This window comes from Pseudomonas chaetocerotis (assembly GCF_015712105.2).
GTDB lineage: Bacteria > Pseudomonadota > Gammaproteobacteria > Pseudomonadales > Pseudomonadaceae > Aquipseudomonas > Aquipseudomonas chaetocerotis.
Genome location: NZ_JACFYX020000002.1, coordinates 410,355 through 430,566, shown reverse-complemented (window position 1 = coordinate 430,566; position 20,212 = coordinate 410,355). Strand labels below are relative to the sequence as shown.

At 64.6% G+C, this 20,212-nt stretch carries 20 protein-coding genes; 3 read left to right on the top strand and 17 right to left on the bottom strand.

The features are described 5' to 3' along the window. The 16 genes from H3221_RS05995 to flgB form a co-directional block, all read right to left on the bottom strand. Positions 1–879, bottom strand: a complete 879-nt coding sequence (locus H3221_RS05995) for a triphosphoribosyl-dephospho-CoA synthase (protein ID WP_196474203.1) — start codon at positions 877–879, stop codon at positions 1–3. Then, complete coding sequence (mdcA, locus tag H3221_RS05990) at positions 879–2,540, bottom strand: malonate decarboxylase subunit alpha (protein ID WP_196474204.1); 1,662 nt, start codon at positions 2,538–2,540, stop codon at positions 879–881. The genes H3221_RS05995 and mdcA overlap by 1 nt, the downstream gene beginning before the upstream one ends. Positions 2,541–2,645: 105 nt before the next feature. After that, the gene (locus tag H3221_RS05985; RefSeq protein ID WP_196474205.1) at positions 2,646–3,617 is read right to left on the bottom strand and encodes a sensor domain-containing diguanylate cyclase; all 972 of its coding nucleotides are present in this window, start codon (positions 3,615–3,617) and stop codon (positions 2,646–2,648) included. Between the two features lie 78 nt (positions 3,618–3,695). After that, positions 3,696–4,478 (bottom strand): type IV pili methyl-accepting chemotaxis transducer N-terminal domain-containing protein, encoded by a 783-nt coding sequence (locus tag H3221_RS05980; RefSeq protein WP_196474206.1) that lies wholly within the window; start codon positions 4,476–4,478, stop codon positions 3,696–3,698. A 369-nt stretch (positions 4,479–4,847) separates the two neighbouring features. Beyond that, complete coding sequence (locus H3221_RS05975) at positions 4,848–5,870, bottom strand: hypothetical protein (protein ID WP_196474399.1); 1,023 nt, start codon at positions 5,868–5,870, stop codon at positions 4,848–4,850. A gap of 13 nt (positions 5,871–5,883) precedes the next feature. Next, positions 5,884–6,801, bottom strand: coding sequence for a flagellar hook-associated protein FlgL (gene flgL / locus H3221_RS05970; protein WP_196474207.1), 918 nt, complete (start codon positions 6,799–6,801; stop codon positions 5,884–5,886). A 24-nt stretch (positions 6,802–6,825) separates the two neighbouring features. Beyond that, the gene (flgK, locus tag H3221_RS05965; RefSeq protein ID WP_196474208.1) at positions 6,826–8,193 is read right to left on the bottom strand and encodes a flagellar hook-associated protein FlgK; all 1,368 of its coding nucleotides are present in this window, start codon (positions 8,191–8,193) and stop codon (positions 6,826–6,828) included. 3 nt (positions 8,194–8,196) lie between these two features. Continuing rightward, complete coding sequence (locus H3221_RS05960; RefSeq protein WP_196474209.1) at positions 8,197–9,321, bottom strand: lytic transglycosylase domain-containing protein; 1,125 nt, start codon at positions 9,319–9,321, stop codon at positions 8,197–8,199. A 3-nt stretch (positions 9,322–9,324) separates the two neighbouring features. Then, positions 9,325–10,419, bottom strand: a complete 1,095-nt coding sequence (locus H3221_RS05955) for a flagellar basal body P-ring protein FlgI (RefSeq protein WP_196474210.1) — start codon at positions 10,417–10,419, stop codon at positions 9,325–9,327. A 10-nt stretch (positions 10,420–10,429) separates the two neighbouring features. Next, positions 10,430–11,092, bottom strand: a complete 663-nt coding sequence (gene flgH, locus H3221_RS05950) for a flagellar basal body L-ring protein FlgH (RefSeq protein ID WP_196474211.1) — start codon at positions 11,090–11,092, stop codon at positions 10,430–10,432. A gap of 5 nt (positions 11,093–11,097) precedes the next feature. Continuing rightward, complete coding sequence (gene flgG / locus H3221_RS05945; RefSeq protein ID WP_072423629.1) at positions 11,098–11,883, bottom strand: flagellar basal-body rod protein FlgG; 786 nt, start codon at positions 11,881–11,883, stop codon at positions 11,098–11,100. A 170-nt stretch (positions 11,884–12,053) separates the two neighbouring features. Beyond that, positions 12,054–12,785, bottom strand: a complete 732-nt coding sequence (locus H3221_RS05940) for a flagellar basal body rod protein FlgF (protein WP_196474212.1) — start codon at positions 12,783–12,785, stop codon at positions 12,054–12,056. Between the two features lie 9 nt (positions 12,786–12,794). Then, positions 12,795–13,982 (bottom strand): flagellar hook protein FlgE, encoded by a 1,188-nt coding sequence (gene flgE, locus H3221_RS05935; RefSeq protein WP_196474213.1) that lies wholly within the window; start codon positions 13,980–13,982, stop codon positions 12,795–12,797. 36 nt (positions 13,983–14,018) lie between these two features. Further along, positions 14,019–14,696 carry a flagellar hook assembly protein FlgD gene (gene flgD, locus H3221_RS05930; protein WP_160016932.1) on the bottom strand — a complete coding sequence of 226 codons (678 nt, stop codon included), beginning with the start codon at positions 14,694–14,696 and terminating at the stop codon, positions 14,019–14,021. After that, complete coding sequence (flgC, locus tag H3221_RS05925) at positions 14,696–15,124, bottom strand: flagellar basal body rod protein FlgC (RefSeq protein ID WP_160016933.1); 429 nt, start codon at positions 15,122–15,124, stop codon at positions 14,696–14,698. Before flgC ends, flgD begins: the two co-directional genes overlap by 1 nt. A 2-nt stretch (positions 15,125–15,126) precedes the next feature. Beyond that, complete coding sequence (flgB, locus tag H3221_RS05920; RefSeq protein WP_196474214.1) at positions 15,127–15,480, bottom strand: flagellar basal body rod protein FlgB; 354 nt, start codon at positions 15,478–15,480, stop codon at positions 15,127–15,129. Between the two features lie 186 nt (positions 15,481–15,666). Between flgB and flgA the strand changes: the two genes are divergently transcribed. Beyond that, positions 15,667–16,377, top strand: a complete 711-nt coding sequence (gene flgA / locus H3221_RS05915) for a flagellar basal body P-ring formation chaperone FlgA (protein ID WP_224490503.1) — start codon at positions 15,667–15,669, stop codon at positions 16,375–16,377. Positions 16,378–16,643: 266 nt separating this feature from the next. Here flgA and glcC read toward each other — a convergent pair whose 3' ends face one another. Further along, positions 16,644–17,417, bottom strand: coding sequence for a transcriptional regulator GlcC (gene glcC, locus H3221_RS05910; RefSeq protein ID WP_196474215.1), 774 nt, complete (start codon positions 17,415–17,417; stop codon positions 16,644–16,646). A gap of 238 nt (positions 17,418–17,655) precedes the next feature. On the opposite strand from glcC, the gene glcD reads away from it, so the two are divergent. Beyond that, the gene (gene glcD, locus H3221_RS05905) at positions 17,656–19,155 is read left to right on the top strand and encodes a glycolate oxidase subunit GlcD (protein ID WP_196474216.1); all 1,500 of its coding nucleotides are present in this window, start codon (positions 17,656–17,658) and stop codon (positions 19,153–19,155) included. Continuing rightward, the gene (gene glcE, locus H3221_RS05900; protein WP_196474217.1) at positions 19,155–20,210 is read left to right on the top strand and encodes a glycolate oxidase subunit GlcE; all 1,056 of its coding nucleotides are present in this window, start codon (positions 19,155–19,157) and stop codon (positions 20,208–20,210) included. The genes glcD and glcE overlap by 1 nt, the downstream gene beginning before the upstream one ends. Positions 20,211–20,212: the final 2 nt, after the last annotated feature.

Below are 20,212 nucleotides of genomic sequence, written 5' to 3'. Positions count from 1 at the left end.
TCACAGACTCCCAAGCTGCGCCGGCAGGCCATGCTGCAGGCGGTCGAGGAACAGGGTGGCGGCGAGCAGATCGGCAGCGCCGCCAGGCGAGGCGCGCAGGCGCAACATGTCGCGTTCCAGATCACGCAGACGGCGACGGCCGTCGAGGCTGGCGCAACCGCCAGCGGCGAGCACCGCGCGGGCACCGCCCTGCATGCAGCTCAGCCCGGCCATGCCGGCGCGGTAGAGCACGCAGGTGTCGGCCAGTTGGGTCATGATCGCCAGCAGCGCATCGAGGCGGGCGTTCTGCTCGCCTGCTCCAGCGGCTCGGCTGCGCGCCAGTTGCGGCAGTGCCTGCTGGATCACCGCAGGGAAGCCAAGCTGCGCCTCCTCACGAGCGCCATGCACGCCGTAGAGACGGCACACCTGCGCACCATGGCTGTCGCCAGTGACCGGTGCGGCGCGGTCATCGAGAAGCGCCAGACGCGCGGCACGCAGGGCGACCTGCGCTGGCGCCAGCTCACGGGAATCCAGCGCGGCAGCGGCACTGAGCAGCCCCAGCGCCCAGATCGCGCCACGGTGAGTGTTGACGCCGCCGGTGACGCGCAGCATCTCCACCTCGCCTTCGCGGCCGATACGGCCGACGTCTTCACGCAGCGTCTGGTCGATCTCGCCGCGCTGCTGCGCGGCCTCGGCCATGGCCTTGAAACTCGGCCACAAGGCCAGCGCCGAGGCGTGCATCAGGCCCAAGTGCAAATCCGTGTGCGCGCCGCTGCCGCGACGGTCGACCAGCCCCGGCTTGGGCGACAGATCGGCCTCGTCGATCAGCGTGTCGACCGCCAGGTCGGCCAGCCAATCCCCCAATGAAAGCTGGGGCTGAATTGCAGTGAGTGCATTCATCACCAGCTCCTGAACTTGGCGGGCGGGTTGTACAGGCCGCCCGACCACTCGACCAGCTCGGCGATGCTCTTGGCTGCGAGCAGTTCGCGGCTGGCATCGGTGCGGCGGATGCCGAGATCCTCGGGCAGGGCGATCAGCCCTTCGCGGCGCATGCGCGCGGTGTCTTTCGGGTCGTGGCGCAGGCCGATGGCGGTGACGCCAGCGACCGCGGCGATCATCGCCTGGCGCTCTTCCAGGGTGCGCGCCTTGTACAGGTAGGCGATGCCTTCCTCGGTGAGCAGGTGGGTGACGTCATCGCCGTAGATCATGATCGGCGCCAGCGGCATGCCGACCTTCTTGGCCATGTCGACGGCATCGAGTTGCTCGACGAAGGTGGGCTTGCCGCCTTCCTGGAAGGTCTCGACCATCTGCACCACCAGCTTCTTGCCGCGCTCGAGCAGCGGCGCGTCGCTGTCGGCCGGGCGCATGTCCAGCCAGGCAGGTGTCGAGTGACGGCGACCGCGCGGGTCATGGCCCATGTTCGGCGCACCGCCGAAACCGGCCAGACGACCACGGGTGACGGTGGAGGAATGGCCCTCGCCGTCCACCTGCAGGGTGGCGCCGATGAACAGGTCGACCGCGTACTGCCCGGCCAGCTGGCACATCATGCGGTTGGAGCGCATCGAGCCGTCGTGGCCGGTGAAGAACACGTCCGGGCGCTGGGCGATGTAGCCCTCCATGCCCAGCTCGGTGCCGAAGCAGTGCACGCTCTCGACCCAGCCGGTCTCGATGGCCGGGATCAACGTCGGGTGCGGGTTGAGCGTCCAGTTGCGGCAGATCTTGCCCTTCAGGCCCAGCGATTCGCCGTAGGTCGGCAGGATCAGCTCGATGGCGGCGGTGTTGAAGCCAATGCCATGGTTGAGCGACTGCACCTTGTGTCTCTCGTAAATACCGCGAATCGCCATCATCGCCATCAGCACATGCACCGGCTTGATATGGCGCGGGTCGCGGGTGAACAGCGGCTCGATGTAGAAAGGCTTGTCCGCCACCACCACGAAGTCGACCCAGGACGCGGGAATGTCCACGCGTGGCAGCTCGTCGACGATCTCGTTGACCTGGAAGATCACGATGCCGTCGGAGAAGGCCGTGGGCTCGACCAGCGCCGGGGTGTCCTCGGTGCTCGGGCCGGTGTAGATGTTGCCGTGACGGTCGGCCTGAAACCCCGCGACCAGCGCGACGTTGGGGATCAGATCCACCAGCAGCCGCGAATACAACTCGATGTAGGTGTGGATGGCGCCGACTTCCATCTGCCCGTCTTCGAGCAGTTGGCCGATGCGCAGGCTCTGCGGCCCGGCGAAGGAGAAGTCGAGCTTGCGTGCGATGCCGCGCTCGAACAGGTCCAGGTGCTCGGCGCGACTGACGCTGGGCATGATCATGTGCAAGTCGTGCAGACGGCCGGGATCGGCCTTGGCCAGCGAGCGGGAAAGAAAATCCGCCTGCTTTTGATTGTTGCCTTCGAGCACCACGCGATCGCCGGGGGCAATCAGTGCCTCAAGTGCGGTGACTATCTTGTCGCTGGGCAGGACCACGCCATCGGCGAGGGTGCGCACCTGATCGAGTCGCCGGGCTTTTTCAGCGCGACGACGCGACCACTGCGGCGGTGGGGATATTGTTGTTGTCATTGAAGACTCCACGAGTTCCGCTGTCGTGGAGGCACATTAGGAGCGTGACCTTGTGGTCATCAATCAAGCAGCTCGCGTAATCGTTACGCCCAAGTTAACGATTGCTCAAGCGCGGGCGTCAGCGGCGCCATCCAGCTCCGAGCGCGCAGGCATTCTGGCTACTTCAAGCCGGTCACGACCACGTTGCTTGGCCTGGTAGAGCAGCTTGTCGATGCTATTGAGAAAATCCAGCGGGCGGTCGTGGGCGCCCGGCACCAAGGTGCCGACACCGAGGCTGATGGTAAGCAGGGACGACACCGCAGAACGCTCATGGGGAATGCGCTGCTGGCGCACCTGCTGCCGGCAGCGCTCGGCGATATGGCGGGCGGCGGCTTCGTCAGTCTCCGGCAGCACCAGCACGAACTCCTCGCCACCGAAGCGCCCGACGAAATCCCGTGGCCGGCTGGCCGCGCGGCTCAGAGCCTGGCCAACGCTCTTCAGGCAATCGTCACCCTGGATATGGCCGTAGTGGTCGTTGAACTGCTTGAAGTGATCGATATCCAGCAGGATCAGCGACAGCGGCTGCTGGGTGCGCTGGGCATTGGCCCATTCGCTGGCCAGCACGCTGTCGAACATGCGCCGGTTGGCCACGCCGGTGAGACCGTCCTTGTAGGAGTATTCCTCTAGCTGCTTCTGCAGGGTCAGCAGCTGCTCCTCGGTCTTCTTGCGCTCGCTGATGTCGAACATGAAGCCGATCAGCGAATCCACCTCGCCGTTGTCGTCGCGCACCACATGCACCACGTCGCGAATCCACACGTAGTCGCCGGCGGCGGTCAGCGCGCGGTAGTCGGCCTCATGATCGACGCCGTTCTGTGACTGCGCGATGCAGAATTCCACCACCTTCTCGCGGTCGTCCGGGTGCATGCGCGTCGCCCAGTCCTCGGCACTGACCCAACTGGCCTGTGACCAGCCCAACAGCGTCTCGATCTGCGGGCCGATGTAGGCGAAGGTCATGGTCTTCCAGTCGATCTTCCAGGGAATCGCCCGGGTGGACTCCAGCAGGGTCTTGTACACCGCCTGATCAGTTGCTTCGCTCATGCCCGTCACCTCTGCCCGACTAACGCTTGTTTATAGCGCAAAAGCGGGTCGCCAAGGTGACGAACTGGCGAATGGCTATTATGCCTCTTTGGCCTGCAGGCCCGCGTACAGGCGGGTCAGCTCGTTGAGCTGACGGAACAGCGAATCGGTGCTGACGGTGATCACGGTCGGCACGAAGTCCTGCGAGGCGTGCAGGTCGATGCCTTTGAGGGTGAAGCCCCAGTGGGCACGGGCACGACGCTGGGCGTTGGCGATTTCCTCGTTCGGCGTACCGCGGGCTTCCAACTCCTTGAGGATGGTTTCGAAGTCACTCACGGCCTTGTCCAGCTTGGCATCCAGGTCTGGCGCCTGCACATGCCAGGACTTGGCCATGTAGAGCATGGCGATGCGCTGGGTCTGAACGCGGGCCCAGCCGGTGCGGTGGACCGATGCGCCCATGGCGCCCAGGTGCTTGCCCATCAGCTCACTGACGGTCTGCGTCTGCTGCAGCAGTTCCTCACTGGTGGCGAACATCTGGGCGGCCTTGGCCTGCTCCGGTTTGGCTTCCAGCTGCTGACGGTAGGTGGCCCAGGTGCCGTCGATCCTGGCCAGCGCGGCCTTGATCTCGGCGTTAGGGGCGTATTCGGTAAGTGCTTTGTGGCTGGCATCGAAACGCTGGATGGTTTCCTGCAGCTGGCGCTGGGCGGCATCCACGCGCACATCGGCGCCGATCATCAGGTAGTTCTTGGCCAGGCGCTGGGTCAGTGAACGTTGCAGACCGGCCATGTTCATGGCTTCGGAATCGCTCAACTGCGCCAGGCTGGGCACGCTGACCAGCGCGGTGCAGGCAAGCAGGAGGAGAGTCAGGTACTTCTTCAACACGTCGGTACTCCAAAATTCGAGAACAAGGCAATGCACCGGAAGCACAAGCCACCGGAACGGGTTGAACCCTTTGAATGCGGGGTTTTTATTGGAATGCGAGAGGGCAGATAGGACGGGCGCCGGGCCCACACACTGCGGAGAGGGGGGCGATGATAGCTGCTAAAACGCCATCATTTCTGTGCGACCAGTCAAAAAGCGGATCAATGGTCAAATCAGCTGACTGGCATCGGGTCAGGATGTCCTTTTCCAGAATGCCACTACCCTTCAGCAAAAATGCCTGCGCCCAGTGGCCAGCCGCTCGGGAATTAAAAAAGCCGCCAGTCGCCAAAAAAGGGGGAGGGCGACCGACGGCTGAGGAGAGGCAAGCGATCAGGACAACAGACTGACCACACTGGAACGGCTGATATTGGCCTGGGCCACCACGGTCTGAGTCACCGCCGAGTAGCTGCTGGGACTGCGGCGCATCAGGCTGAACACTTCACCAGCAAACTCCCTGGCCCACTCACGCTCGTTGTGATCGGCATGACGGGCGAGAAACTCGCGAATTTCTTCCTGACGATGGCTGAGTTGCTCACGTAGCGTGCCGATCCGATCCAGCGCCGCGACCACTTCGTCCAGTGCCCGACGCAGTTCGCGGGCACCATCGAGGCGCGCGGCATCGGGCAGGCGCAACATCTGCTCCTCGTGACTGACCACGGCCGCCTGAGCCTGACTCGCCAGTTTGCCTTCACCCTGCACGCGCAGCTCGCCCTTGAGCTGCTGCCACTCACTCTCGCGGGCGCTGAATTTCAGCGCCCCGCCATTGTCGACTTCAGCGCGGATGCCCGCCGGACCGAGACCGCCGTTGAAACGACGGAGAATCTGTTGCTCGCTCAGGCCCTCGTCGAGCACCACCGCCAGCGGCTCGGCCAGCTTGCGTCCGGCGCTGAACAGCAGGGTTTCCTTGCCGGCCTGCTGCACCGCAGCAATGGAGTCCAGCCCTTGCAGGCTGAAGCGGCTGCGCACCGGCTCGCTGAGACGCAACTTGAAGCTGGCATCCAGCGCTTCGCCGGAGCGCTGGCTACGTTCGGCGAGCAGCTTGCGTACCTGTTCCAGCTCACGCTTGATGCCGTCGCGCTCACCGGCCTGGGCATTGCTCAGCTCGCGGCTGAGACTGAGCTTGAGCTGACCGAGTCGCCCGGCCAGTTCGCCGAGGTAACTGTCGGCCGCCTGCATCGAGGTCAACTGCTGGTTGAGCTGCAGATTGAAAGTGGCACTCTTGCCACGCGGCGGTGATGCAGGCTCAGCGGGTAACTGCTTGCGCTGGCGCTGTACGGGCTGCTCGCCCTGTACCGGGCGACGGGCCTGCGGATCGAGCGCCGTGACGACCGGGAGCTGTGTATCGACCTTGATCACCGCAGGCTCCTTACAGCAGGCTGAACAACGACATCTCGTTGATCTTCAGATAAGTCTTCTGCGTCGCGCCGAGCGCCAACTGGTAGTTGTTCAGGTCGATGGTGGCGCCAGCATAGTCCAGCTGCGACAGCTCGCCTTCGATCTTCTGGTTGACCAGCGACACATCCTCGTTGCTGTCGGTCAGAAGGGTCAGTGCGTTCTGCCGACCACCGAGGTCGGTGATCGAGCCCATGACGCGCCCATGAGCATCATCCAGAGCGCCGAGGGTGTCGGTGATCTGCTGGCGCACGGCCGGATCGGTGGCGTCCAGCGCCGGGTCCTGCAGGGTGTTGATCAGGCCACGCAGCTCGTTGAGCATGCCCACCCCGGCGCCGAAGACGCTGGCCGCCGTGACGTTCTCGTCGACCAGCACGCCGTTGGCCACGGCGGCCTGACGGTGCTTGTCGTTGCCGGTGATGCTGTAGGTCTGGGTGGCCGCATCGAAACCCAGCGCCGGGGTGTCACTGAGGGTGCCGGAGAACAGATAGCGCCCCTCCTCGTCCCGCACGTTGGCGAAGCTGAAGATGGTGTCTTCGATGATCGACAGCTCACCGGCCATGGCAGCCAGGTCTTCGCTGGTGTTGGAGCCGTTGGCCGCCCACAGCAGCAGATCGCGCACGTTGAGCATCGCGTCGGAAGTGGACTTGAGGTTGGCTTCCTGCGTCGAGAGGCTGCCGGAGACGTTGGCGATGTTCTTGCGAAATTGCTCCAGGCTCGCTTCCTCACGCTCTACACGCAGCACGCGCACGCTGGCGATGGGGTCATCGGACGGCAGCAGGATGCGCTTGCCGGTGGCCATCTGCTGCATCAGCTTGCCCAACTCGGCAGAACTGCTGTTCATCGAGTTGTGCATCAGCGAGGTGATCTGCGAATTGGTGATGCGCATCATGGCTGAATCTCTCTAAAAGCCGCTTCAGAACGCGGCAAGCATGTCGTCGAACAACTGGTTGGCGGTGTTGATCACCTTCATGTTGGCCTGGTAGGCCTGCTGGTAGGTCATCAGGTTGACCGCCTCCTCGTCCAGGCTCACGGCGCTGACGCTGTCGCGCTGCGACTGCGCCTGCTGGGTCACGGCAGTGGCGGACTTGAAGTCAGCCTGATTCTGCCGACTGTCGCTGGCCACTTTACCTAGCAGGCCGGCGTAGGCGTCGTTGAGAGTGACCTGGCTGCCACCCAGGGTGATGGTCTGGTTCTTCAGTCCGAGCAGATCGAGCAGCACCTCGTTGTTGCCGGTCTCCCCCGCCGCCGATGAGAACGCCAGCTGTTCAGCGGTCAGCGGTTCGATACGCAGCAGTGCGGTGGTGCTGGTGGGGTCGTAGACGAACAGCGGCTGGCCGGGGTTGCCGTTGAGATCGAAGCCTGTGGCGAGCACGTCGTTGACCATCTGCGCCAGCTGGCTGGCCATGTCGTGCAGGGCGTCCAGATTCGGCCGCAGGCTGTTGTACTCGACATCGTAGAGGCCGCCGAACGCGCCGCCGAAACCATCCTGACGCAGCGGGAAGCTGGTGCCGGCGAAGGCCAGGCTGACTTCCTGCTCACCCGTGGCGGTCATCGCCACCTTGAGCTGGCCGGCGGTCGGACCGGCCACCAGCGGTTGACCGTTGGCCAGGGCGACGCTGACCGAGCCGTCCGGGGTCTCGTTGACGCGCAGCTTGGCGAACTGGCTGAGTTCGCCGATCAGGCTTTCACGGTGATCACGCAGTGCGGTGCTGTCACCCTTGACCGACTCGGTCTCGACGATCTTCTTGTTCAGCAGCGCGATGTTCTCGGTCAGGCCGTTGATCTCGGTGGCCATGGCGGTACGCTGTTCCTGCAGCGCCTTGACCTGCGCATCGATGTTGCTGCTCAGGCCGTTGAAGCGCTGCGCCAGGTTGCCGGCCTCACTGATGATCTGCTGACGCAAGGCAATGGAGCCCGGCGTGGCACTGGCTTCACTGAGCGCGGCGAAGAACTGGTCGAGGCCGGCGCTGATGCTCGAACCGGTGCCGGACATCAGCGCTTCCAGCGCGGTCAGGTACTGCTGCGAGGCACCGTAGAAGTTCTCCTCGGTGGTCGCGCGCCACAACTGCTGGTTGTGAAATTCGTTGGTCATGCGGCGAATGCTGATCACCTCGACACCGCCGCCGACGCTCAAGCCACCCTGCCCGGCCAGCGACCCGGTGATGGTCTGCAGGCGGCTGAAACCGGGCGTATTGACGTTGGCGATGTTCTGCCCGGTAGTGGCCAGGGCCACCTGACTGGCACGCACACCGCTGTAGGCGATCTGGTTGAGGATGCTCACGACTTAGGACTCCTGACGCTCGAAACGCACCGGCTGAGCGAAGGCCGCCAGACGCGGCGCACGGGCATCGTCGGCAGCGGATTGGGCTGTTACTGAAGACAGGGCGACGGAATCTGCGGTGGACTTAAATCCGTCGCGCGTCAGCACCTGCTTGCTGGCAACAGCACCGAGCAACAGGCCACTGTCGGCACTCAGGGCACTGGCCAGTTGCTGGCGGGTCTGCGCACTGAGCGAGGTCTGCTGCTGTACTTCGTTCTTGACCGGTGTTTCGCGGCTGGCCAGATCGCCGAGAATCTTGCGTGTGTAATCGCGGGTTTCCTGGAAGGGAATGCGTTCGATCCAGGCACCGGTAGCGATCTCGCCACTGCGCGGGTCGCCGTTGACCTTCAGCCATTCGTCGACGCGGCCAGGGCCGGCGTTATAGGCAGCCAGCGCCAGCGCCTGATGGCCGTCGTAACGCTGCAACATCTTGTCCAGGTAGGCGCTGCCCAGGCGCTTGTTGTACTCGGCATCACTGGTCAGGCGCGCTTCGCTGAACGGCAGGCCGAGTTCGGCGGCCATCTCCCGCGCAGTGTCCGGCATCAGCTGCATCAGACCGCGTGCACCCTTGGGCGAGACGGCGTCGACACGACCGGCAGACTCCTGCTGGATGACGCGATCGACCAGCGCGAGAAAGCCTGCCGAGCCCTTGTCCCAGGCCTTGCCCAGCCCATCGACGCCGCGCTGCCAGGTCGCGCGCAGCGGCTCCAGCAGGCTGCTGGAAGAACGCTGCGGCAGTTCCGCCGAACGGGCAGCGGCTGCGGCCACCTCCAGATCCGACGCCTGGGACGCCGCGCCGGACAGCTGCTTGACCAGCATGTCGGCGATGCCGGTCTGCTTGCGCCCGGCCAGGGTCTCGGCCAGCACCTCGTCGTAGAAGTCGCGCATGGTGTCCATCTCGCGACTGCGCATCGGGTTGCCTTCGGCGAGCACGTCGCTGGCCTTGCGCATCTGCTTGAGGATCTGTTGCAGGAACAGCGCCTCGAACTGCTCGGCTGCGGCCTGCAACTGCTGCTCACGGGCGGTACCGATGCCATCGGCGCTGCCACGGTGGCTGTTCATGTGTTGGGCGAGGGATACGATGCTCATGGCTCAGATCACGATCAGTTCAGCGTTGAGGGCACCGGCCTGTTCCAGCGCCTGGAGGATGCTCATGACATCGTCCGGGGTGGCGCCGAGGCTGTTCACGGTGTTGATGATGCTGTCCAGGCTGGCGCCGTCGGGCCACTTGAACATGGCGTTCTTGTCCTGGCTGACGGCCACATCGGAGCGCGGCACCACGGCGGTCTGGCCACCGGAGAAGGCATTGGGCTGACTGACCTGGGGGTTCTCGCTGATGGTCACGGTCAGCGTGCCATGGGCCACAGCGGCGGCCTTGACGCGTACGCCCTGGCCAACCACCACGGTGCCGGTACGGCTGTTGAACACCACACGCGGCCGCTCGCGGCCCTCTTCCACTTCCAGGCCTTCTAGCATGGCCATGAAGCCGATGCGCTGGGTGCTGGTAATGGGTGCGCGAATGGAAATCTTGGTCGAGTTCAGGGCGCTGGCGGTGCCGCTGCCGAAGCGGCCGTTGACCGCTTCGACCACCCGCGCGGCGGTCTGGAAGCTGGGCTGGCGCAGGTTGAGCATGACGTCGTCGCGGGTGCTGAAATCGCTGGGGATCATGCGCTCGACGGTGGCGCCATTGGGTACACGACCACTGTTGGCGGAGTTGATCGCCACGCTGGAGCCGCTCTGCCCAGTGGCATTGAGGCCGCCAACGACGATGGCACCCTGGGCCAGGGCATAGGTTTCGCCGTCGACACCCTGCAGCGGGGTCATCAGCAACTGGCCGCCACGCAGGCTCTTGGCATCGCCCAGCGAGGCGACGGTGATATCCACGGTCTGCCCCGGGCTGTAGGACGGCGGAATTTCTGCGGTCACGGTTACCGCCGCGACGTTCTTCAGCTTGGGATCGACGTTCGGCGGCAGGTTGATGCCGAACTGCTTGATCATGTTCGCCACCGACTGGCTGGTGAAGCGCACCTGGTTCTTGTCACCGGTGCCGTCCAGGCCAACCACCAGGCCATAGCCGATCAGCTGGTTGCCGCGAATACCTTCGATGTCCACCAGATCCATCAGCGGCACGGCCTTGGTCGACAGCGGCCAACCCAGGACACAGGCGACGAGAATACGTTTGATCATGGTCTGGGCCTCAGAGCGGGAACAGCGGGCTGGTGAAGAAACGCGTCAGCCAACCGGCCGAATTACTGTCGCTGAGCACGCCGCGCCCGGCGTAGGAGATGCGCGCGTTGGCCACGTTCTGCGAGGACACCTGGTTGGCACGGTTGATGTCGTCCATGCGCACCAGGCCGACCAGGCGGATGTATTCGTCGCCCTGGTTCAGGCGCAGGGCCTTCTCGCCCTTGATCAGCAGCGTGCCGTTGGGCAGCACCTGGTGCACGGTCACCGCGATGGAGCCGCGCAGGGTGTTCTGCTGCGAGCTGCGCGCCGAGCCATTGAAGTCGCGCTCGGCCTCGGCGGAGCTTTCCAGACGGTCGTAGGTATTGCCCAGCACCGTGGGAATACCAACGGACACGCCCGAGCTTTTGCCGAAGCTGGTGCCGGCGCTCTTGCTCGACTGGGTGGACTCGTCGAGTACCACGGTGAGGATGTCGCCGACCCGCACCGCACGCTTGTCGCCGGTCAGCGAACCGCTGTAGCCGCTGCGAAACAGCCCGCCACCGGTGCTCGGTGGCACGCTGTAGTCCAGTTGCAAGGGTTCGTACTGGCTCGAGTCTTCGTCGGGCAGCATCTCGTTGAAGCTGGCGCAGCCACCCAGGGTCAGGAGCAGGGCGAGCGGGATCAGGCGCTTCATGGCAATCACACGGTCTGGTTGAGGAACTGCTGCATGCCCGACGCGGCGTCGAGCACCTTGGCGTTGGCCTCGTAGGCGCGCTGGATGGAGATCATCGCCACCATCGCCTCGACCACCTGCACGTTGGAGCCTTCCAGCACGCCCTGCTTGAGGTTGCCCAGGCCTTCTTCGCCGGGCACGCCCTCGACCGGCTCGCCGCTGGCCACGGTTTCGCGGTAGAGGTTGCCGCCGAGCGCTTCGAGGCCACTCGGATTGGTGAAGCTGACCAGGGTGATCTGGCCCAGCTCCGAAGGCAGGGTATCGCCGGCCAGCACGGCGGTGACGATGCCGTCGCTGCCCACGGTGAATCGGCTGCTACCGGCCGGCACTTCGATGGCCGGCGTCAGCGGCAGGCCCTGGGAGTTGACGATCATGCCTTCGGCATTGAGCTGCAGTTGGCCGTTCTCGGTGTAGTAGATGTCGCCGTTTGGCGCTTCCACCTGGAAGAAGCCGGCGCCGATGATGGCCAGATCCATCGGCTGGCCGGTGGTCTGGATGCTGCCTTCGGTGAACACCTTCTGCGTGCCGGCCACGCGCACACCGCTGCCAAGCTGGATGCCCGAAGGCACGGTGTTGACCTCATCGGCCTGCGCACCCGGCTGCAGTTCGATGGCGTAGAACAGATCCTCGAACACCACGCGGTCGCTCTTGAAGCCATTGGTGTTGACGTTGGCCAGGTTGTTGGCCACGGCGCTCATGGCCTTGTCCTGAGCGGCCAGGCCGGTCTTGCTGACCCAAAGTGCGGAACTCATGTCGTGTCTCCTCTATACCTGTAGCCCGGATGCAATCCGGGGAAATCGTTCCCGGATTGCATCCGGGCTACCTAGTCGTGTTCTGTCACCTGAGGGTGGGGCGGGCGGCGATCCGTTTCAGCCCACCATTGCAGAACAGCCAGGTGGGCTGAAGCCCATCCTACGAACCGTCAACTGCCACGAATCATACGGTTGCCGGCTTCGGACAGGTCCTCGGCGGCCTTCATCATCTTCACCTGGGTCTCGAACAGGCGGTTCAGGCTCATGGTCGCCACCAACTGATCGATGGCGCCGACGTTGCTGGCCTCCAGGTAACCGGAGACCAGCACCGGCGTTTCCATGTCCTCGGCTGGCTGACCGTCGGTGCGCGCCAGCAGGCCGCTGGCATCCTTGGTCAGGTCGGCGGCGTCGACATCCACCACGCGGATGCGATCGACCTCGGCGGTGACGAAGTCACCACGCGGGATCACCGAAACGGTGCCGTCGCGACCGATGTGCAGGCTGTCGTACTCGGGCAACACAATGGGGCCGCCCTCGCCCAGCACGGCGCGGCCGTTCAGGGTCAGACGCAGCTCGGCATCGACCTGCAGCGCGCCGTTGCGCGTATAACGCTCTGCACCGCCATCGCCTTCGACAGTGAACAGGCCACGGCCCTGGATCGCCACGTCGAGATCACGGCCGGTGGCCATCAACTCACCGGGGGCGAGGTTGACGCCGTTGTTCTTCACCCGCACCAGGTGCCGGCTGTCGTAGCCGTAGCCTTCCACGGCGACAGCCTGGGCTTGCTCCATGTCGGCACGAAAGCCGGGCGTGTTGACGTTGGCCAGGTTGTTGGCGCGCACCGTGAGCGAGCTCATGGTGCGGCTGGCGGCGGTCATTGCGGTATAACCGAGACGGTCCATGGGTCAGCCTCAGATCGCGCCGAACAGAACTTGGGTGAGTTCCTTGTTGGTGGTCAGCACCTTGGTGTTGGCCTGGTAGTTGCGCTGACCCTCCATCAAACCGACCAGTTGCTGGGTCAGGTCGACGTTGGAGTTCTCCAGCGAACCGGCCACCAGCTCGCCGAACGGACCGACACCCGGCACGCCGATCAGTGCAGCGCCGGAGTCGGCGGTCTCCACCCAGGCGGTACCGCTGATGTTCTTCAGGCCGCCGGCATTGGCGAAGGTGGCCAGCGCCACCTGGCCCTGGAGCATGCGCTGGCCGTTGCTGTAGTTGGCGTAGACCATGCCGTCCTTCTCCACCGCCAGACCGGTCTGCTCGCCTGCGGCATAGCCGCTCGCACGGTTGCTGGTGACGACGAAGTCGGAGCCGTACTGGCTGGAGTTGCTGTAGTCGATGGCGATGTTCATCGGGTCGACACCTGGCAGGGCGAAGCCGACGTTGACCGGGCCAACGGGCGCGGTAAGCGTGCCGTTGGTGCCGAAAGTCAGTGCCTGCGGGCCGCCGACAGCGGTGTTGCCCTGGTAGTAGTAGGCATCCCAGGTGTTGGCGCCAGTCTTCACGAAGTACTGGGTCAGGGTGTGTTCCTTGCCCTGGGAGTCGAACACCTTGGTGGTGTAGGTGGAGTTGTAGGTATTCACGTCCGCCGGGTCGAACGGCGCAGTGGCCGGCACGGTCTGGTTGGAGTCCAGGTTCATGACGAAGGCCAGGGTGTCGGTGGCGCGGGCCGGCAGGTTGGCGTTCTGCAGTTGCAGGTCGCCCATGGCGCCGACCAGCAGGTTGCCGGCGGCGTCCACTGGATAACCCTGCAGGGTCTGCCCGGCAGCGTTGACGATATTGTTGTCCTTGTCGGCGCCGAACACGCCGGCGCGGGTGTAGCTCAGGTCGCCGTTGGTATCACGGGTGACGAAGAAGCCACCGCCGGAGATGGCCAGGTCCAGGCTGCGCCCAGTGGTCACCAGGGACCCGCCCTGGCTGATGCTCTGGGTGGTGGCCAGCACCTCCACGCCCATCGCCTGGCTGTCGGCGTAGATGCTGCCGAATTCGGTGCGCGAGGACTTGAAGCCGGTGGTGCCGGCGTTGGCGATGTTGTGGCTGATGGTGTTGAGCTGTTCGTTGACGGCGCTGAGGCCGGTCATGGCGATGTTGAAACTCATGGCGACTGGACCTTTGAATTAAACGAGTAGGAGGGTTCAGAGCAGACCGGCGGTCTGCGTCTGGCCGAATTCGGTGATGTTGTAGAAGGGCACGGTGCCAACGCCGACGACTTCCAGCACAGGCCCTTCGGCGCTGACGCGCACCTGGGTGACGCGACCGGCTACCTCGACTTTGGGGTACTCGCCGCTGTCGCTCTTGACCTCGACCTTGTAGCTGCCCGGCGCCAGGCCAAGGGCCTCGGGGTCCAGCTCGAAGGGCACGCGCCCCGGTGCCTGGCTGCCAAGCGCGATCTCCTTCTTCACGCCATTGCTGTCGGTGACCACCAGAGCCAGCGTGCCGGCGGCATGCTCCAGGTTGATCTCACCCTTGACCTTGTCCGCACCCAGCTCCAATTGCTCGGTCGCCACCTTCACTTCCTGGCCGACCAGACCAGCGGCGGTGAGGGTCTGCAGGTTGTCCAGCAGCACCAGGTTGCTCTTGCTCAGCGAGGCCATGTTTTCCAGGCTCTTGACCTGGCTCATGGCGGCGAACTGATTGAGGAACTCAGTGCTGTCCACCGGTTTGGTCGGGTCCTGGTTCTGGATCTGCGCGACCATCAGGGTGAGAAAGTTATTTTCCAACTGGGTCGCATCGCTGACGTTGACCGACTGCTTCACCGCCTCGTCGATGCTGTAAGCGGGATTGTTCTGGCTGTTATTACTGACCGTGGTCATCAGGATTCTCCGAGCTTGAGCAGGCCCTGCTGCATGCTTTTCAGGCGATTGAGCACTTCGACGCTGGTCTCGAAGCTGCGGGTGGCCGACATCATGTCGGTCATCTCTTCGATCTGATCGATGTCGGCGTAGAACACGTAGCCCTGGTCATCGGCCAGGGGATTGTCCGGCTCATAGCGGCGTACCGGTTCACGACCGGCAGTGACCACATCGAGCACCTGCACATGGGCGCCGCCCATGCCTGCGCTGCGGGTCAGCTGGTCGTTGTTGTAGACGGCAGCGAACACCGGCTTGCGTGCCTGGTACACGTCCTCAGCGCTGGCGGCGGCCGAATCGGCGTTGGCCAGGTTGCTGGCCACCGTATTGAGGCGCACGGTCTGCGCGTTCATCGACGAGCCAGCGATGCGGTAGATGGAGTCGAAAGCCATGATCAACGCCCCTCGATGGCCTGTTTCAGGCCACGGAATTTCATGCTGAGAAAGGTCAGGCTGGTCTGGAAGTCCATGCTGTTCTTGGAGAACGCGGCCTGCTCCACACTCAGCTCGACGCTGTTGCCGTCCTGCGACGGCTGGGTCGGTACGCGGTACTTGAGATCCGCGCTGCTGGCGGCGAATGCCGGCTGCGAGTCGAGCTGCCGCATCTCGTCAGCAAAATCGATGTCACGGGCGAGAAAGCCCGGGGTGTCTTCGTTGGCCAGGTTGGCAGCGAGGATTTCGCTGCGCTGCATACGCAGTTCGATCGCTCGCGAATGCAGGCCCACCACGTCATCAATCCGTATACTCATTTACCGGTACCCTTAACCCAAGGTTGTGCCCAGGTGCCTTCAGCACAAAGCGTGCCCAACCCAGTAGAGAGCCGTATCACATTGATTTTAAAGGCATTCACAAGACTGAAAGACGACTTCCGCGTCGCCTTCCTTCCGCATCGAAGCGCGGCCTGGAGGAAAAGCGGAAAGGGCTTTTCCGCCTGGGTGTCGACGCTTTTCCTCCTTGCCCTGCTGCCGCTGAGCGCTGCGTACGGTGAGACCGATGCCGCCAGCCAGATCGACCAGGCCGTGACCGCACACATGCAGCAGATGCTGGCCGAGGAAGCCAGGCGCCAGGCCTGGCAAGGGCAGCGCCACAGCCTCGATATCACCCTGCTCAATAGCGCCGAACGCCTGCCGGCCTGTACCCAGGCGCTGAGCGTGACAGTCAGCAGCGACGATCCCTCTCCCCTGTCACGTCAACGCCTGGACCTGAGCTGCGCCGATGCGCCCGGCTGGAGCGTCACGGCCCTGGTGCAGGCCAGCGTGTTCCTGCCGGCCGTGCATGCCGCCCGCGTGATCGAACGCGGCCAGACCATCGCCGCCGAACAGCTGCAACTGCAGGAAGTGAACGTCGGCAGAGCCTCACGCGGCTTCTATAACAGCGTCGACGAGGTGATCGGCCAGGGCGCCAAGCGTCGCCTGCGCGCCGGCCAGTTGATCGCGCCGAATCTGCTCGCCGCGCCCCTGCTGATCCGTCGCGGCCAGCAGGTGACCATCATCGCCAGCCAGGACGGTATCTCTGCGTCGGCCACCGGCGAAGCCCTGGCCAATGGCCGCGAAGGCGAGGTGATCCGCGTGCGCAACCTCGGCAGCCAGAAGGTGATCGAAGCGCAGGTCGTGGAAGAAGGAGTGGTGACCAGCATCTTCAGATAACGCCGATGCGTAGGGTGGGTTAGCCGCCTGTCGTGCGCTCTTGAAATGTCCGCTGTGCTTGCTGCGGCGTAACCCACCATAGGCGCAACGCCATCCATCGCCTGGTGGGTTACGCGGCGCACGACTTTCACCGGGCCTGAAACACCAGCGCCCGGCGCCGCTAACCCACCCTACGGGAGTCGCGGCGCGGCTCTGGCTTCTACTTGGCGTTGAAGCACGTAGGGCGGGTGCGACCCGCCGGCCCCTTGTGGCGGCTTTCACCCGCCCTACGCCCAGCCTTCCAGACGCATGGTCGCGCGCACCAGGCGCTGCTCTTCCTGCTCGATCTCCTGCAGGTTGTCGCGGATGCTGTTGATGTGGTCGCGCGCCGCGCGCTGAGCCTGTTCCGGCAGGCGCTCGATCACGGCGTGATACAGCCTCGAATGCTGGCGGTCGATCTGTCGCTTCTGCGCCGGACGGTGGTAGAGGTTGTTCACCGAGGCGAACACGGTGCTGAGCATCAGGTCGGTCAGCGACTGCAGGGTGTGTACCAGCACCGGGTTGTGCGAAGCCTCGCAAATGGCCAGGTGAAAGGCATGGTCGAGGCGCGCATGTTCACGCGGGTCGACCGGATTTTCCTGGGTGTGCGCGGCGAGCATTTCTTCGTAACGCCGGGTCAGCAGGACGAAGTCGGCATCGGTGCCGCGCAGCGCCGCCAGGCGCGCGGACTCGCCTTCGAGCAGACCGCGTACCTCCAGCAGGTCGTAAAGGGTGCGCGGTTGCGAGTTGAACAGGTGCATCAGCGGGCTGGCGTCACGCTCGCCGCTGAGCTTGGCTACCCGTGAATCACGGCCCTGGGCAGTCTCGATGATGCCGCGACCGCGCAGCACCTTGAGCCCTTCGCGCAGCGCCGAGCGGGAGATGCCCAGCTTCTCGCACAGGCGACGCTCCGATGGTAGCGGCTGTCCTACCTTGAGCACGCCATCGACGATCAGGCGTTCAATCCGCTCTGCTACCACATCGCTGACCTGCCGCCGCGCAGCACGCTGATCAGTGTCCATACAGGCCTCCACACAACTGGTCGTACCAGTTAACGAAGGGCCGCTGACTGCGCCCTCAATCCCTGGTCAAGACTGCAAAGAATAAGCGCTTTGATAGACACAGTGTGAAAGCCTGACGAAAGAAACTGGTCCTACCAGTATCAAAGAGGATGGACGTAAACCTGCAGGCAGCCTAAACATGCGGCCCAAGGTCGCGGCATGACCGCCAATAACAACAACGTCCACGATTGAGCCTGCCATGAGCATTCTGTACGACGAGCGCGTCGACGGCGCGCTACCCGAGGTCGACAAGGCCGCCCTGCTGGCGGAGTTGCGCCAGCGCCTGCCCGACCTCGAGATCCTGCACACCCAGGAAGACCTCAAGCCCTACGAGTGCGATGGCCTGTCCGCCTACCGCACCACGCCGATGCTGGTAGTGCTGCCCGAGCGCATCGAGCAGGTGCAGCAGTTGCTCAAGCTCTGCCACACCCGAAGCGTGCCGGTGGTGGCGCGCGGCGCCGGTACCGGCCTGTCCGGCGGCGCACTGCCGCTGGAAAAGGGCATCCTGCTAGTGATGGCGCGCTTCAACCAGATTCTCGAGATCAACCGCGAAGGTCGCTTCGCCCGGGTGCAGCCCGGCGTACGCAACCTGGCGATATCCCAGGCCGCCGCGCCCTTCGACCTGTATTACGCCCCCGACCCGTCCTCGCAGATCGCCTGCTCCATCGGCGGCAACGTCGCCGAGAATGCCGGCGGCGTGCACTGCCTGAAGTACGGCCTGACCGTGCATAACCTGCTCAAGGTCGACATTCTCACTGTCGAGGGCGAGTTCATGACCCTTGGCAGCGACGCCCTGGACGCTCCCGGCTTCGACCTGCTGGCGCTGTTCACCGGCTCCGAGGGCATGCTCGGTATCGTCACCGAGGTCACCGTCAAGCTACTGCCCAAGCCGCAGGTGGCCAAGGTACTGCTGGCGGCCTTCGACTCGGTGGAAAAGGCCGGGCGCGCGGTCGGTGACATCATCGCCGCCGGCATCATTCCCGGTGGCCTGGAGATGATGGACAACCTGGCCATCCGCGCCGCCGAGGACTTCATCCACGCCGGCTACCCGGTAGAGGCCGAAGCCATCCTGCTGTGCGAACTGGACGGCGTGGAAGCCGACGTGGCCGACGACTGCGAACGGGTGCGCGAAGTACTGGAGAAGGCCGGCGCCACAGAAGTGCGCCTGGCCCGCGACGAAGCCGAACGAGTGAAATTCTGGGCCGGACGCAAGAATGCCTTCCCGGCGGTCGGACGTATCTCGCCGGATTACTACTGCATGGACGGCACCATCCCCCGCAGAGAACTGCCGGGCGTGCTGCGCGGCATCGCCGAGCTGTCCGAGGAATACGGCCTGCGCGTGGCCAACGTGTTTCACGCTGGCGACGGCAACATGCATCCGCTGATCCTCTTCGATGCCAATGTGCCCGGTGAACTGGAGCGCGCCGAAGCCATTGGCGGCAAGATCCTCGAACTCTGCGTCAAGGTCGGCGGCAGCATCACCGGCGAGCACGGCGTGGGCCGCGAGAAGATCAACCAGATGTGCGCACAGTTCAACAGCGACGAAATCACCCTGTTCCACGCCGTGAAGGCGGCGTTCGATCCGAGCGGCCTGCTCAACCCGGGCAAGAACATTCCCACCCTGCACCGTTGCGCCGAGTTCGGCGCCATGCACGTGCACCACGGCCAACTGCCCTTCCCGGAACTGGAGCGTTTCTGATGTCGCATGATTTCGACGCCAGCGCCGCGTTGCTGGAACAGGTCAACCACGCGCTCAACAGCGCCACGCCGCTGCGCATCCAGGGCAGCGGCAGCAAGGCCCACCTGGGCCGCGCCACCAGCGGCGAGGTGCTCGACACCCGGCTGCACCGTGGCATCGTCAGCTACGACCCGACCGAGCTGGTACTCACCGCTCGCGCCGGCACGCCACTCACCGAAATCGAGGCGGCGCTGGAGGCCAACAACCAGATGCTGCCGTGCGAACCGCCGCATCTGGGCGATGGCGCCACCCTCGGAGGCATGGTCGCCGCTGGGCTGTCCGGCCCGCGTCGGCCCTGGGCCGGCTCGGTGCGTGACCAGGTGCTCGGCACCCGCGTGATCACCGGCCAGGGCAAGCTGCTGCGCTTCGGCGGCGAGGTAATGAAGAACGTCGCCGGCTACGACCTGTCGCGACTGATGGCAGGCAGTTTCGGCTGCCTCGGCCTGCTCGCCGAAGTGTCGCTCAAGGTGCTGCCCAAGCCGCGTCAGGTGCTCAGCCTGCGCCTGGAAGTGGACGCCCTGCATGCGCTGAACAAGCTCGCCGAGTGGGGCCAGCAGCCACTGCCGATCAGCGCTGCCAGCCACGACGGTGCGGCGCTGCACCTGCGCCTGGAAGGTGGCGAGGGCTCGGTACAGGCCGCACGCCAGCGTCTCGGTGGCGAAGAGATCGACAGCGGTTACTGGCAGCAGCTGCGCGAACAGCGCCTGCCGTTCTTCAGCACCAGCGGTTCCCTCTGGCGACTGTCGCTGCCAGCCAATAGTGGTCTGCTCGACCTGCCCGGTCGCCAGTTGATCGACTGGGGCGGCGCGCAGCGCTGGCTGAAGACGGACGCCGATGGCGAGCTGATCCAGCGCGTGACGGCCAAACTCGGCGGCCATGTCACCTGCTTCGCTGCCGGCCACGCGCAACCTTTCCAGCCGCTGGCTGCACCGCTGCTGCGCTACCAGCGCCAGCTGAAGAACCAGCTCGACCCCCAGGGTATTTTCAACCCTGGCCGCATGTACGCCGAGGTATAAGA